This is a genomic window from Paractinoplanes ovalisporus, from assembly GCF_016834655.1.
In the GTDB taxonomy this organism is placed as follows: Bacteria; Actinomycetota; Actinomycetes; order Mycobacteriales; family Micromonosporaceae; genus Actinoplanes; species Actinoplanes ovalisporus.
The window spans coordinates 35,819-49,203 of the sequence record NZ_JAENHP010000020.1 but is presented as its reverse complement, the minus strand read 5'-3'; the positions used below and the strand labels follow the sequence as shown (position 1 = coordinate 49,203).

Here is a 13,385-nt window from a genome sequence, read left to right as displayed (position 1 = left end):
CTTGATCAGTGGTCCGGCTGGGCGAAAGAAAGCCATTTGGGCTGGTCAAACGCGCGCCGACGGCCTGCGGCGCGGATTCAGCGGGCTTGTGGGGCGGTGCTGGGTCAGCGGGCCCGTGCGGTGGGGCGTCGGCGGCGGCGCTGGGTCAGCAGGAGCAGCAGCGGGGCGCCGCCCAGCAGCAGCGCGACGGAGGCGGCTGCGGCGACCGTCAGCACCTTCGGTGGCTCGCCGCGTGTGGGCTGTGTGGCTGCGGGTGGGGCACCGGCGGGCTTCTGGGTGGGGGACGGCTCGGGAGCGACCTCCTGCGGGGAGACCAGCTTGCCGACCGACTCGTCCTTCGGCAGGGCGAAACCCCAGTCGAGCAGGGCCGCGCCCTGCTGATAGCCGCGCATCGGGCGGGCCTCGGCGCCCAGCAGGGTCACCACCAGGCGGCGGCCGTTGCGTTCGGCCGCGCCCACGTAGCTGTGCCGGGCCACCGTGGTGAAGCCGGTCTTGCCGCCCAGGGCGCCCTCGTAGTTGAAGATCAGCTTGTTCTCGTTCTGGAACTGGAACCCGCCCTTCTTCAGCTGGGGCTGGGCGGGCATCTGGGCGCTCCGGGTCAGCACATAGCGGCGGAAGTCGGCGTTGGCGAAGCAGACCCGGGCGATCAGCGCCAGGTCGTACGCGCTGGTGAACTGGCCCTTGCCGTCGAGGCCGGACGGGGTCACAGCGTGGGTCTGCCAGGCGCCGATCCGCTTGGCCAGCGCGTTCATCTCGCCCACGGTCTTCGCCACGCCGTCGGTGCCGCCGCCACCGGCGAGCCGGGCCAGCGCGTTCGCGGCGTCGTTGCCCGAGTTGAGCATCAGGCCCAGCCAGAGGGTCGAGATCGGGTATTTGCCGCCGACCACCAGGCCCACCGCCGAGCTGCCGGGCTCGATGTCGAGATCGCCGCGGGTCACGGTGATCCGCTGGTCGGGGTCGAGCTTGTCGATCACGGTGGCCGCCAGCAGCGTCTTCTGCACGCTGGCGGGGGTCTGGTAGACGTGGGGCCCGCAGCCGCCCAGGACCTCGCCCGTGTCGAGGTCGGCGACCATCCAGGTGGTCGCCGTGACCGCCGGCGGTGACTTCACGCCGGGCGGGATCACCAGGCCGTGGGTGGCGAGCGCGTCGCCGCCGATCGCGCTGCCGACCGGGTCGTCCGGCGGCGGAACCGGCCGGGGCGGGCGGTTGGCCGGCGGCGCCACCTTGGGCTTGGGACAGGGGACCTCGGCCGCGGCCCGACCGGCGTGAGCCACGAGCGGCGCGACCCCACCGGGGCCGGCCGACAGAGCGAGGGGCGCGGCTCCAGCGGGGCCGGCGGGAAGAGCGAGGGGTGCCACCCCAGCCGGGCCGGGAGCAGCGAGAGGCGCGGCCGCAGCGGGGCCGGCGGGAACAGCGAGGGGGACGAGCAGGGCGGCACCGCACGCCGCCAGGACGCGACGGATCAAGGCCAGGAGACCCCCGCCTCGAGCCGCTGGTCGAGCAGCTGCCGCAGCGGGATCGTCTCGCCGTCACCGCCGCCCGCGCCGACGATCAGCCGGGGCATGCTCGGGGTCAGCTCGGCGCCGGTGAAGCGGGCGCGCAACGAGGCCGGCACGGTCAACACGTAGTACTCCCCGTCCTCGCCCACGGCGACCGACCGGTTCGACTTGAGATACCACCCCCGCACATGGGTCCGGTACGTGGCGCGGCCGTCGAAGGTTCGAGCCATCAGCATGTGTGGTGTCAGCCCGTGGTCGCCGGCCTTTCGCACGAACTCGTCGATCAGGGCCGCGGCCTCGCGGGCCTCGGCCGCCCGGCCGGCCTCGAGCGCGGCGGCGTGACCGGCGATAGCCTGCCGTCGCTGTTCCTGCCAGTCGGCGTCGCGCTCCATGCCCGCGACACTAGCGCCTGCTTCGTGGCTGAGGCGAGGCCGCGGCGGGGTCCGGCCCCCGGCTGCGAAACGGGCGCCGGGTGATGTCCGGCCGCCCGTCCCAGCCGAGTTTTCCGCTCTGATTCCGGTGAATGCCTGGGGTCCCCATTCAATAACCGGGCGGCCGGGGGAGAAAAAAGAATTGCTAATCCGCGCCGGACAGTTGCGCGCGAAGGCCGTTCCGAGCAACACTTGGCGCGGTTGGTCGGGCGGACTCGGGAGTCGTCATGGCGCGGCAGGTAATCACCACTCTGATCGACGATCTGGACGGAAAGACGGCGGACCGCACGGTCGAGTTCAGTCTGGACGGCATTAACTACACGATCGACCTTTCCGAGGCCAATGCGGGGAAGCTGCGTAAGGCCCTCGACCCGTACATCAACGCCGGCACCCGGCTCGGGCGCTCGTCCGGCCGCATCCCGCCCCGGCGTCCCGGCGCGGGCCGCACCGCGGGCTCCCGCGACGAAAACCGCCAGATCCGCGAGTGGGCGACGGCCAACGGGCATCAGATTTCCGAGCGCGGCCGCATTCCACAGAGCGTGACGCAGGCATACCGCGCGGCGAACGGGCGCTGACCGCACGCACCCGCGCCACGTGCAAATTGCGTACCACGAAAGGCGTTGCCGCCTTTTCGCCGGCCGCATACCAACGTGACTTGCGCAGCCAATGCGTGATCACGCCGGCGCGCCCAGGACCCACAGTCGTCGCGCCGCGGCCCGGCGAATAGTCGTTGGCAAGTGCGGGTTCAGATAGTGCGGCATCGACCGCCCCGCGAACGGGACTCGGCGAACGGCGGTGCTGAATCAGGCCGTACGGCGGGATTCGTCTTCCTCTTCGCCGCCGGCCGCCGCCGCGAAGGCGCGCAGCGAGTGCACCAGCTCCTCGCGATCGCCGGGCGACATGCGCTTCAGCACCTCTTCGAGGGCCAGGCGCCGCCGTTCCCGCAACTCGTCGAGCAACCGCTGCGCCGACGGGGTGAGCAGCAACCGCACCTCGCGCCGGTCCCGTGGGTCGGGCACGCGGCGCAGCAGGCCGGTGGCCTCGAGACGGTCACAGAGCCGGCTGGCCGACGACGGCACCACCTCGAGCGCCTCGGCCAGGCGGCTCATGTTGGTGGTGTGCCGGTTGTCGGCCACGATGGCCAGCACCCGCAGCTGGGCCGGCGGGACGCTCGGGCTCTGGCCCAGGCCGGCCGACTCGAGCACCGTCATGAGCGCGTCAGCTGTCGACTCGACGGCCGACGCGACGTCGGTGACCCGGTCCATGGCGGATGCGTTCCTGTTCGTCAGACGTACTCGGCCCTGCGCCCGCACTGCCACTACCCGCCCGGCCGGAGCTTCATGCCGACTGGCGCAGCCAATCCAGGCAGACGATGACGGCGTCGTCGTCCGGGTCGGAACCGGCGTGGTATTCGCGCAAGGCTCGGATCACCGTACCCACCGCCTCGGTCGGTGGCTGCAGGCGCGTCCGTCGCAGCGCGGTGAGCAGTCCGGATTCACCGTACGGGGAACGGCCGCCGGGTGCCGCCGCGTGCACGCCGTCGCTCACCACGAGCAGGCGGTCGCCGGGCTCGAGCTGGAACTTCTGAGTTTCGTAACGGCTGTCGCCGAACATGCCGAGCGGCAACTGTTGTTCCAAACTGACCGCGCGGATGTCACCGTCGTGCGCGACCAGGGCCCGGGGCGAGCCGGCGTCGACCGCCTCGATCGTGCCGCCGGTCAGGTCGATCTCGAGCAGCAGCGTGGCCACGTGCAGGCCGCCGCCGTACCGCGAGTAGACCGCGTCGGAGGCCAGCTCGGCCTGCTCGACGATGTTGGCGCCGGAGCGGCGGGCGTTGCGCATGGCGTTGACCGCGACCGTGGTCAGCAGCGCCGCCTCGATCCCGTCGCCGTCGCCGTTGAGCACGGTGAGGGTGAGCCGGTCGTCGGTGACCGCCCAGTCGTAGTGGTCGCCGTACATCGCGTACGCGGGCTCGAGCTGGCCGGCCAGCTGGAAGCGCTCGCCGCTCAGCGAACGACCGGGCAGCAGGTCCCACTGGAGTTCGGCGGCCATGGTGAGGCGCTGCCGGCGGACGATTTGGCGGTAGCGGTCGGTGTCCTTGTCGGCGGCGCGCAGACCCAGGGCGAGCTCGTCGGCGACGGTCGTGAGCTCGGCGCGCAGCTCGCTCGTGGGCGTTTCGGTGAGGTCGATCCGCAGCACGCCGAGGCGGTCGCCCCACGTGGTCAGCGGCAGCAGCAGGCGCCGCGACCCGTTGTCGACGATCGGCTGCTGGCTGCCGAAGCAGCGCTGCTCGAGGGCTCCGCCGGTGGGTGACTCGGGATCGAGCAGGGGCCACAGGGAACTCAGGGTGAGGTCGCTGAGCAGCAGTTCGACGTCGCTGACGGGAAACCAGGTGCGCAGGTGCTCGGCCACGACCTCGGGGAGACGATCAGGCGGCGCGGAACGCAGGAACGAGCCAACAGATGCCGGACGGACGGACACTTCATCTCCCCTTCTGTGAGGCGTGAGGGCAATAGTTGCCGAGGAGCAAGCATCATATGCGCTTGTCTCCCGTCGGCCGACACGAGGTACTGGTCGTGTCCTATGCGAACGACTTCTCGAAATGGATCAAGCTGCCTCGCCTCGGCACGGAGTGCATGCGGACGTTCTCGCCCAGGGCCTTGATCAGGAAAAGCCCGCGGCCGCTCTCGTTCGAGGCGTCCGTGTGCCCGCCGACCGCCTCGGGGTCGAACCCGTCCCCGGTGTCGCGCACGTCGATCGAGCAGTGGTGGTCGGCCACGTCGAGGCTCACCTCGAAGTTCTCGGCGCCGTTGGCGTGCCGCACGACGTTGGAGCACGCCTCGGTGATCGCGATCTCGAGGTCGTCCTGGGCGTCCCGGTCGATGTGCAGGACGGCCAGAGCGGAGCGCAGCATCCGGCGGACGGTGGGCACACTGCCCGCCTCACGAGGGAGATCCAGCTGGACTGTCATACGCATGCTCTTGTGGTTCCCGCTCTGCCCGGGCGTTAATCGTGGCCGGCGCCGCAGCACCTCATCCGATCATCGCCGAAAAACGTGTTATCCATGGACGGCTTGGGCGTCTCCCTTCCCGTGGCCGGCAAGGGCCCACGGCACGGACGTCCGACGGAAGGCTGAACAATGGCGGAGCAACCCGACATCGCGGTCGTGATCGCCGCTCGCGACGGCGACCCGGTGGCGGTCGACCGGCTCGTGGCCGGCTATCTGCCGCTGGTCTACACGATCGTCGGCCGGGCGCTGGAGGGTCACGCCGACGTCGACGACGTGGTGCAGGACGTGATGCTGCGGGTGCTGCGCAACCTGGGTGACCTGCGCGAGCCCGAGGCGTTCCGGTCGTGGCTGGTGGCCATCACGGTCCGCCAGGTGCGCGAGCGGTTCCGGGCCCGGCGCGGCGCTCCCGAGGCGCTGGTGCACGAGGACGTCCGCGACCCCGGCGCCGACTTCACCGACCTGTCGATCACCCGGCTCGAGCTCAGCGGCCAGCGCCGCGAGACCGCCGAGGCGACCCGCTGGCTCGACGAGGACAACCGCGAGCTGCTCGCGCTGTGGTGGCTGGAGGCCTCGGGCGAGCTCACCCGCGACGAGATCGTCGAGGCCATGGACGTCACCCGCCAGCACGCGGCGGTGCGCATCCAGCGGATGAAGGGCCAGCTCGAGACGGCCCGGGTCGTGGTGCGGGCGCTCGCCGCCAGCCCGGCCTGCCCCGACCTGCAGCTGCTGACCACCGAGTGGGACGGCCGGCCCAGCCCCCTGTGGCGCAAGCGCATCGCCCGTCACACGCGCGAGTGCCGCTACTGCTCCCCGGCCTGGAACGGGCTCGTGGCGGCCGAGCGGCTGCTGGCCGGCATGGCCCTCGTGCCGCTGCCGGCCGGTCTCGTCGGCAAGGGCGCGCTGGCCTCGCTGGGTGCCGGTGGTGGCACCGCGGCTACAAAAGCGGCGGCCGGCGCCGCCGCGACCAAGGCCGGCGGCGCGGGTGGCTCCCACCTCGCGGCCAAGGTCGGCTTCAGCCTTTCCCGCAAGGTCCTCACCGCCGCGCTGTCGACCACCGCGGTCGCGGGGGGCACGGCCGCCGTGGTCGTGACCCAGCAGCCCGACCCGCCGGTCACCACCGCCGCGATCGTCGCCCCGACCACCCGCCCGGCGCCCACGCCGACCACGGTCAAGCCGACCACGGCCAAACCGTCGCCGAGCGTCACCCCGAGCGCGAAGCCCAAGCCGACCACCAAGGCGCCGGCCGTGATCACGGCCAAGGCGAGCAAGAAGAAGGGCGTCGGCGTCTGGGAGTTCACCGGCACCAAGTCGGCCCTCGACGACGTCGGGGCCGGCTGGTACTACAACTGGTCGTCGAACAACAAGAGCATGCCCGGCCCGGCCGACGTCGAGTTCGTGCCGATGATCTGGGGCAAGGACAACGTCAACGACGCCACCCTGGCCGAGGCCAAGAAGGAGGGCGACGTCCTGCTCGGCTTCAACGAGCCGGACATGGACGGCCAGGCCAAGATGTCGGTCGAGGACGCCCTGGCCGACTGGCCCAAGTTGCAGGCGACCGGCATGCGGCTGGGCAGCCCGGCGGTCGCGTTCGGCGGCGACACCGCGGGCGGCTGGCTCGACCGGTTCATGACCGGGGCCATGGACAAGGGCTACCGAGTCGACTTCATCACGTTGCACTGGTACGGATCGGACTTCTCGGCGGCCGCGGTCAACCAGTTCCTGGGGTACGTCGATGCCGTGCACAAGCGGTACGGCAAGCCGATCTGGATCACCGAGTACGGCCTGATGAACTTCGGTGGTTCCCCCAAGTACCCGACGCAGGCCCAGCTCGTGACGTTCATCGACGGCTCGACCAAGGGCCTGGAGAAGCGGTCGTTCATCGAGCGCTATGCCTGGTTCGGCCTGCCCGCCGTCGGTGACAGCGTCGATTTCGGGCTCTACAAGGACGGGAACAGTCCCACCGAGGCCGGAAAGGCGTACAAGGCCGCGGGGTAACGTCAGGATCATGATTCGGTTCGGGTACAAGGCTTCGGCGGAGCAGTTCCCGCCGGCGGAACTTCTCAAGTACGGCGTGCTGGCCGAGGAGCTGGGGTTCGACTCGGTCTTCGTCAGCGATCACCTGCAGCCGTGGCGGCACGACGGCGGGCACGCTCCCGCCGCCCTGCCGTGGCTGGGCGCGCTGGCCGCCCGCACCGAGCGCGTGCTGATCGGCACCAGCGTGCTCACGCCGACGTTCCGCTACCACCCGGCCGTGGTCGCGCAGGCGTTCGCCACGCTCGGCTGCCTCGCGCCCGGGCGGGCGATCCTCGGCGTCGGCTCCGGCGAGTCGCTCAACGAGGTGCCGCTCGGGCTCGAGTGGCCCGACGGCAAGGAGCGGTTCGCCCGCCTCAAGGAAGCGGTGCTGCTGATCCAGAAGCTCTGGACCGAAGACCGGGTGACGTACGAGGGGCAGTTCTACAAGACCGAGAACGCCACCATCTACGACAAGCCCGAGACCCCGGTCCCGATCTACATCGGCGCCTCCGGCCCGGCCGCCACCCGGCTCGCCGGCCGCATCTCGGACGGTTTCATCACCACCAGCGGCAAGGGCCACGCGCTCTACACCGACACGCTGCTGCCCGCCGTCAAGGAGGGCGCCGAGAAGGCCGGCCGCAAGATCGACGACCTCGACCTGATGATCGAGGTCAAGGTCAGCTTCGACGACGACCTGCAGAAGGCGCTCGACGACACCCAGCACTGGGGCGCGCTGGCCCTCTCGCCCGACGAGAAGACCGGCGTGGAGGACCCGATCGAGATGCAGCGGCTCTCCGACGCGCTGCCGGTCGAGCGCACGGCCAGCCGCTGGATCTGCTCGTCCGACCCCGACGAGCACGTCGCCAAGGTCGTCGAATACCTCGACATGGGCTTCAAGCACCTGGTGTTCCACGCGCCCGGCCCCGACCAGGAGCGCTTCCTGCGCCTGTACTCCGAGCGCATCCTGCCGCAGCTGCGCGCCCGCAGCTGAGAGAGCCGAAAACCTCAGCTCTCGGGCTTCTCCACCGCGCGGAGGCGGGCCCGGCGGCCGGACGTCGTGCCCGTCCCCTCGCCGTTGATCACCCGCAGGTCGGGCTGGGACTGCCGCACGCCGGGGATGCGACGCCGCCGCGAGCCGACCTCGCGCTTCACGGGCTGGGTCGCGCCCGGGGCGACGCGCCACGGCGTCTGGGCCGACCGGGGCTGCACGTCGGGCCCGCCCAGCCGTTCCGGGTGCCCGTCGCGCCAGGTCGCCGGCACGCCGTTGCGGGTGCTGCGCGTGTCGGCCCGGTGGAACGGTGGCTGGACGGGCGGCATCCAGGCGTGCTGCCGCTGGTCCGCCTCCGACCAGCCCTTGGTGCCGGTGAACCGCCTCACGGTGGTGCGTTCGCGGGTCAGCCGCTCGTGCGCGAGGCGTTCGGCGGCCAGCGCCTCGACCGCCCGGCGGTCCAAGGCCCGGCGACCAGCACCGGTCTCGTCGTTCAGCGGCGCGTGGCGTTCCGCACCGGCATAGGTGAGGTTGCGGACCGGGGTGGGCGGCGACCACACCGCCCGGTCGTGGCCGCCGCGCAGCTCGCCGAGGGCGGTGCGCAGCCAGTGCCGCAGGCGGGGACGGTCGGCGCCGGCGGCGCGGCGGACCGGGGGATAGGCGATCGTGGCGACCTCGGCCACGCGCAGGCCACGGGTGGCGGGCCGCAGGGCCAGCAACGGTCCGATCTCGGGGCCCTCGCCCCAGGCCGCGGCCGATCGGGTGCCCGGGTCGGCCAGGCCGAGGCCCGGCACGGCGTCGCGCCAGAACGCGGCGTACCCGAAACCGGGGTCGGTGCGGCGGATCCCGAGGACGGTGCTGAGGCACCAGATGAGCAACAGGTCGGCCCAGCGGCGGAAGCGGCCGCCGGTCAGATCGCGCCCGCCCGCCGAGTAGCGCGTGCCGAGCGCCACGTCGGCCCCCGCGACCAGCGCGTCCACGAAGCGCGGGATCTCGCCCGGGTCGGTCGAGCCGTCGCCGTTGAGGGTCACCACGATGTCGCCGTGCGCCGCCCGCACGCCGCACGCGATCGCGTTGCCCAGGCCGGGCCGGGTCGGCGGCACCATCGTCACGCCGGGACGCCCGGAGAGATCCGCGCCCGTGCCGACCACGATCACCTCGTCGACCCGGGGGAGTCCGCGCAGCATCAGGTGCAGGCCGGCGGAGTCGCGGGCCGGGATCACAACGCTTACGGAGGGTGACGATGTTCGGTGGTGGTTCGTCGCTGCGGAAAGCGGCGAAGGAGGCATGGCGGTGCTCCTCAGGCTGGTTCCTGATCAAGAAAACTACCGGTCGGCAACCGGACAGCAACTCACCGGAACGGTGGAGGGCGATCATCTTCGCGGTCTGTCCGGGGCCCGCCCGACGGCCCTCGGGGGTCCGATAAGGCCGGTTCGTCACTACGCTGCGTACGGGAATGGGGGTTTAGGGGTAGGGTTTGATCCGATGCGGGGAATGTCGGAAGACGAGGGGATCCAGCAGTGAAACTCGGCCTGCACATCTCGAACTTCACCTGGCCCGACGGGGCGCCCCGGCTCGGCCCGGTGCTCGCCGATATCGCTTCGGCCGCCGATCAGGCCGGCTTCGAGCGCATCAGCGTCATGGACCACTTCTGGCAGATCGGGGTGATCGGCCCGCCGGAGTGGGACATGCTCGAGGCCTATACGGCGCTCGGCTTCCTCGCTGCACATACAAAGAACGCGAAGCTGTTCACCATGGTTACGGGCGTCGTCTATCGAGAGCCCGGCCTGCTGGCCAAGGCGGTCACCACGCTCGACGTGCTCAGTGGCGGCCGGGCGATCCTCGGCATCGGCGCCGCCTGGAACGAGGAGGAGTCGCGCGGGCTGGGCCTGCCGTTCCCGCCCACCAAGGAGCGGTTCGAGCGGCTCGAAGAGGCCCTGCAGATCTGCAAGCAGATGTTCTCGGGCGACGAATCCCCGTACGAGGGAAAGCATTACCAGCTCGGCCGCACGCTCAACCATCCGCAGCCGCTGAGCCGCCCGCACCTGCCGATCCTGATCGGTGGCGGGGGCGAGAAGAAGACGCTGCGGCTGGTCGCGCAGTACGGCGACGCCTGCAACCTGTTCGCCGGGCCCGAGCTGCCGCACAAGCTCGACGTGCTCAAGCGGCACTGCGACGACGTCGGCCGCGACTACGACGAGATCCAGAAGACCGTGATGTACCGGTACGACCTGGGTGAGCGCGGCGAACGGGTCGGCGAGACCCTGAACGACCTGCGCGACCTGGCCCGTCTGGGCGTCGAGGTCGGGCACGGCGGTCTGCGCAACGCCTGGCAGCTCGATCAGTACGAGGTCTTCGCCAAAGAGATCATCCCGGCCGCGGAGGCGTTCTGAGCATGGCGATCGAGGCGGTGGTCTTCGACCTGGACGGCGTCATCATCGACACCGAGGAGGTCTGGGAGCAGGTGCGGCGGGGCTACGTCGCCGAGTACGACCGTGAGTTCCTGCCCGACACGCAGGACCGCATGATGGGGATGAGCACCCCGGAGTGGTCCGGTCACCTGGCGAACGACGTCGGGGTTCCCCGTACGCCCGAGCAGGTCGCCGACGACGTGCTGAGCCGGATGGCCGAGCGTTACCGCACGTCGCTCCCGCTCATCCCCGGCTCGATCGAGGCGGTGCAGCGTCTCGGCGCGCGCTTCCCGCTGGCCCTGGCCAGTTCGTCGGCCCGGGTCCTGATCGACCAGGTGCTCGAGACGGCCGGCCTGACCGACGCGTTCCGGGTCACCCTGTCGACCGAGGAGGTGCCGCGCGGCAAGCCGGCCCCCGACGTCTATCTGGCCGCCTGCGAGAAGCTGGGTTTCGCCCCGTCCGTCTGCGCCGCGGTCGAAGACTCCAGCAACGGCCTGCGCTCGGCGGGCGCGGCCGGTCTGGCCGTGATCGCCGTCCCGCACGGCGTCTACCCGCCGGCCGAGGACGCCCTCGCCCTGGCCTCCATGGTTGTCACCAATGTGTCCGAGTTGTCACCGGCGGTTATCGAAGGTCTCCGCTAGGACACATCCAGGTGTGAAAGATCTTCGAGTCGGGTAGTCCGCGGCTGACCTGCCTTGGAGGTGGCCTGTGGTAACTGCCGCGGAGAGTGGGCTACGGCTCGATCTCGACCTTTTCGACTACCTGATCCTCGTCCTGTACTTCGGCACCGTCCTGGGGGTTGGTTTCGCGGCGCGAAGAGCGATCAAGACCAGCGCCGACTTCTTCCTCTCCGGACGGTCGCTGCCGGCCTGGGTCACCGGCCTCGCGTTCGTGTCGGCCAACCTGGGCGCGCTCGAGATCCTCGGCATGGCCGCCAACGGCGCCCAGTACGGCCTTCTCACGCTGCACTACTACTGGATCGGCGCCGTCCCGGCGATGGTGTTCCTCGGCATCGTGATGATGCCGTTCTACTACGGCTCCAAGGTGCGCAGCGTCCCCGAGTTCCTGCGGCGGCGCTTCAACCGGCCGACGCACATCTTCAACGCGATCAGCTTCGCGGTGGCGCAGGTGCTGATCGCCGGCGTCAACCTCTTCGCACTGGCGCTCATCCTGGACGCGCTGCTCGGCTGGGAACTGTGGGTGTCGATCCTGGTCGGCGCCGCGATCGTGCTGACGTACATCACGATCGGCGGCCTGTCCTCGGCGATCTACAACGAGGTGCTGCAGTTCTTCGTCATCCTGGCCGGCCTGATCCCGCTCACGATCGTCGGCCTGGTCAAGGTCGGCGGCATCGACGGCCTGTTCGACGCCGTGCGCAGCGGCCCGCTCGGTGACGCCGCCCTGCACACCTGGTCGAACACCGGAAGCAGTGCCGACAACCCGCTCGGGGCCAACTGGATCGGCATCCTCTTCGGTCTCGGCTTTGTGCTGTCGTTCGGCTACTGGACGACCAACTTCGCCGAGGTGCAGCGTGCGCTCTCGGCCAAGGACATGAACGCGGCCCGCCGTACGCCCATCATCGCGGCCTTCCCCAAGCTGCTGATCCCGGCCGTGACCGTGATCCCCGGTCTGATCGCCGTCATCACGGTCAAGGGCCTGGGCGCCGACGAGGGTGACCTGACCTACAACAACGCGATCCCGCTGCTGATGCGCGACCTGCTGCCCAACGGCGTGCTCGGGGTCGCGGTGACCGGTCTGCTGGCGTCGTTCATGGCCGGTATGGCCGCCAACGTCAGCGGCTTCAACACCGTCTTCACATACGACATCTGGCAGGCCTACATCAAGAAGGGCCGCAGCGACGAGTACTACCTGCGGATCGGCCGGTACGCCACGATCGGCGGTGTCGTGATCGGCATCGGCACGGCGTTCATCGCCTCCGGCTACGGCAACATCATGGAGTACATCCAGCAGCTGTTCTCGCTCTTCAACGCCCCGCTGTTCGCCACGTTCATCGTCGGCATGTTCTGGAAGCGGATGACCCCGTGGGCCGGGTTCTGGTCGCTGGTGCTCGGCTTCATCGCCTCGCTGGCCCTCTACGTGGCCTACCTGACCGACGCGATCGCGTTCAACTCGGCGCTGGAGCAGAGCTTCTGGGGCGCCGGTGTGGCCTTCGTGACGGCGGTCATCGTGGCCGTCGCGGTCACCTTCTTCACCCCCTCGAAGCCCGACGACGAACTGCGTGGTCTCGTCTACGGCCTCGGCGGCACCTCCGGCGGCGAAGTGATCGTCTCCGGCGAGAAGGTCTGGTGGCGCAACCCGGTGGTGCTCGGCGTGACCGCGGTCGTGCTGGCCCTCGCCCTGTACATCCCGGTCTGGTAAGGAGGAGTCGCGATGGCGGAGAACGACCAGGTCGACGAGAAGAAGCTCTCGGCCGCGGCAAGGCTTTTCGACGTACGGCGGGTGATCGGTGGCCTGTTCGTCGTCTACGGCGTGATCGTCACGCTGATCGGCCTCTTCGACAGCCAGGCCGAGATCGACAAGGCGGAGGGCGTCCGGATCAACCTCTGGATGGGCCTCGGCATGCTGGTCCTGGGACTGCTGTTCCTCCTGTGGCTCCGGCTCAATCCCCCCAAAACGCCCGACCCGTCGGATCTCGACACGGACGACGACCGGCCCCCGGCGCACTGATGTCCGAGGCGGTGTGACCCGGTTGCCTTCGGGTTGCACCGCCTCCGCATTCTTCGAGTGCGGCCGGTCGGTGACCGATACACGGGGCATGGAAGCCATCGCCCCTATCAGCAACGCCCGGGCTGGCGGTTACCGCACCGCCGGCTGGCAGCAGCAGATCCGTGTCGACTACGCCGTGAACAAGGTCATGCAGACCCACCGGGGTCAGAGCGAGGACCAGGTCGCCCAGGCCATTCACGACCAGCTCCGCGCTGTCGGTGTGGTGCCCAACAGCCGTCAGATCGCGCAGTACGCCGCCGCGATCTCGGCCCTGCCCGAGCTCCCGCCCAACAACAAGTAGGCCGT

General features: G+C 70.3%; 14 protein-coding genes. 8 read left to right on the top strand and 6 right to left on the bottom strand.

Annotated features, from left to right (window positions below):
• Nucleotides 1-104: 104 nt before the first annotated feature.
• Together JIG36_RS39120 and JIG36_RS39115 are read right to left on the bottom strand one after the other, a co-directional pair.
• Nucleotides 105-1,274: a D-alanyl-D-alanine carboxypeptidase family protein gene (locus JIG36_RS39120; RefSeq protein ID WP_438870789.1), complete on the bottom strand. Its 1,170-nt coding sequence runs from the start codon at nucleotides 1,272-1,274 to the stop codon at nucleotides 105-107.
• A 188-nt stretch (nucleotides 1,275-1,462) separates the two neighbouring features.
• Nucleotides 1,463-1,891 (bottom strand): hypothetical protein, encoded by a 429-nt coding sequence (locus tag JIG36_RS39115; RefSeq protein WP_203381510.1) that lies wholly within the window; start codon nucleotides 1,889-1,891, stop codon nucleotides 1,463-1,465.
• A gap of 266 nt (nucleotides 1,892-2,157) precedes the next feature.
• Between JIG36_RS39115 and JIG36_RS39110 the strand changes: the two genes are divergently transcribed.
• On the top strand, nucleotides 2,158-2,505 hold the full coding sequence (locus JIG36_RS39110; RefSeq protein ID WP_203381509.1) for a histone-like nucleoid-structuring protein Lsr2: 348 nt from the start codon (nucleotides 2,158-2,160) through the stop codon (nucleotides 2,503-2,505).
• Nucleotides 2,506-2,733: 228 nt separating this feature from the next.
• Here the strand turns inward: JIG36_RS39110 and JIG36_RS39105 are convergent, their stop codons facing one another.
• From JIG36_RS39105 to JIG36_RS39095, 3 genes are all read right to left on the bottom strand, one after another.
• The gene (locus JIG36_RS39105) at nucleotides 2,734-3,195 is read right to left on the bottom strand and encodes a MarR family winged helix-turn-helix transcriptional regulator (protein ID WP_203381508.1); all 462 of its coding nucleotides are present in this window, start codon (nucleotides 3,193-3,195) and stop codon (nucleotides 2,734-2,736) included.
• 73 nt (nucleotides 3,196-3,268) lie between these two features.
• On the bottom strand, nucleotides 3,269-4,411 hold the full coding sequence (locus JIG36_RS39100; RefSeq protein WP_203381507.1) for a PP2C family protein-serine/threonine phosphatase: 1,143 nt from the start codon (nucleotides 4,409-4,411) through the stop codon (nucleotides 3,269-3,271).
• 100 nt (nucleotides 4,412-4,511) lie between these two features.
• Entirely contained in the window at nucleotides 4,512-4,901 is a 390-nt protein-coding gene (locus JIG36_RS39095; protein ID WP_236049107.1) for an ATP-binding protein, read from the bottom strand.
• Between the two features lie 168 nt (nucleotides 4,902-5,069).
• On the opposite strand from JIG36_RS39095, the gene JIG36_RS39090 reads away from it, so the two are divergent.
• Together JIG36_RS39090 and fgd are read left to right on the top strand one after the other, a co-directional pair.
• Complete coding sequence (locus JIG36_RS39090) at nucleotides 5,070-6,935, top strand: sigma-70 family RNA polymerase sigma factor (protein WP_203381505.1); 1,866 nt, start codon at nucleotides 5,070-5,072, stop codon at nucleotides 6,933-6,935.
• 10 nt (nucleotides 6,936-6,945) lie between these two features.
• Complete coding sequence (gene fgd / locus JIG36_RS39085) at nucleotides 6,946-7,944, top strand: glucose-6-phosphate dehydrogenase (coenzyme-F420) (RefSeq protein WP_203381504.1); 999 nt, start codon at nucleotides 6,946-6,948, stop codon at nucleotides 7,942-7,944.
• 14 nt (nucleotides 7,945-7,958) lie between these two features.
• Here the strand turns inward: fgd and JIG36_RS39080 are convergent, their stop codons facing one another.
• Nucleotides 7,959-9,164 (bottom strand): glycosyltransferase family 2 protein, encoded by a 1,206-nt coding sequence (locus tag JIG36_RS39080; protein WP_203381503.1) that lies wholly within the window; start codon nucleotides 9,162-9,164, stop codon nucleotides 7,959-7,961.
• Nucleotides 9,165-9,461: 297 nt separating this feature from the next.
• On the opposite strand from JIG36_RS39080, the gene JIG36_RS39075 reads away from it, so the two are divergent.
• The 5 genes from JIG36_RS39075 to JIG36_RS39055 all read left to right on the top strand — a co-directional run bounded on the left by JIG36_RS39075 (nucleotide 9,462) and on the right by JIG36_RS39055 (nucleotide 13,380).
• Nucleotides 9,462-10,334, top strand: coding sequence for an LLM class F420-dependent oxidoreductase (locus tag JIG36_RS39075; protein WP_203381502.1), 873 nt, complete (start codon nucleotides 9,462-9,464; stop codon nucleotides 10,332-10,334).
• 2 nt (nucleotides 10,335-10,336) lie between these two features.
• A complete protein-coding gene (locus JIG36_RS39070) occupies nucleotides 10,337-10,993 on the top strand; it encodes an HAD family hydrolase (protein ID WP_203381501.1) in 657 nt (218 codons plus the stop codon).
• A gap of 67 nt (nucleotides 10,994-11,060) precedes the next feature.
• A complete protein-coding gene (locus JIG36_RS39065; RefSeq protein WP_203381500.1) occupies nucleotides 11,061-12,731 on the top strand; it encodes a sodium:solute symporter family protein in 1,671 nt (556 codons plus the stop codon).
• 12 nt (nucleotides 12,732-12,743) lie between these two features.
• Complete coding sequence (locus JIG36_RS39060; RefSeq protein WP_203381499.1) at nucleotides 12,744-13,040, top strand: hypothetical protein; 297 nt, start codon at nucleotides 12,744-12,746, stop codon at nucleotides 13,038-13,040.
• Nucleotides 13,041-13,128: 88 nt separating this feature from the next.
• Nucleotides 13,129-13,380: a hypothetical protein gene (locus tag JIG36_RS39055; protein WP_236049106.1), complete on the top strand. Its 252-nt coding sequence runs from the start codon at nucleotides 13,129-13,131 to the stop codon at nucleotides 13,378-13,380.
• The last annotated feature ends 5 nt before the right edge of the window (nucleotides 13,381-13,385 follow it).

Excerpts from the sequence above, each read along its gene's own strand:
- JIG36_RS39090 (WP_203381505.1), top strand. The coding sequence starts at position 5,070 with ATGGCGGAGCAACCCGACATCGCGGTCGTGATCGCCGCTCGCGACGGC.
- JIG36_RS39110 (WP_203381509.1), top strand. The coding sequence starts at position 2,158 with ATGGCGCGGCAGGTAATCACCACTCTGATCGACGATCTGGACGGAAAG.
- JIG36_RS39115 (WP_203381510.1), bottom strand. The coding sequence starts at position 1,891 with ATGGAGCGCGACGCCGACTGGCAGGAACAGCGACGGCAGGCTATCGCC.
- JIG36_RS39105 (WP_203381508.1), bottom strand. The coding sequence starts at position 3,195 with ATGGACCGGGTCACCGACGTCGCGTCGGCCGTCGAGTCGACAGCTGAC.
- JIG36_RS39055 (WP_236049106.1), top strand. The coding sequence starts at position 13,129 with ATGGAAGCCATCGCCCCTATCAGCAACGCCCGGGCTGGCGGTTACCGC.
- JIG36_RS39095 (WP_236049107.1), bottom strand. The coding sequence starts at position 4,901 with ATGACAGTCCAGCTGGATCTCCCTCGTGAGGCGGGCAGTGTGCCCACC.
- fgd (WP_203381504.1), top strand. The coding sequence starts at position 6,946 with ATGATTCGGTTCGGGTACAAGGCTTCGGCGGAGCAGTTCCCGCCGGCG.
- JIG36_RS39060 (WP_203381499.1), top strand. The coding sequence starts at position 12,744 with ATGGCGGAGAACGACCAGGTCGACGAGAAGAAGCTCTCGGCCGCGGCA.
- JIG36_RS39070 (WP_203381501.1), top strand. The coding sequence starts at position 10,337 with ATGGCGATCGAGGCGGTGGTCTTCGACCTGGACGGCGTCATCATCGAC.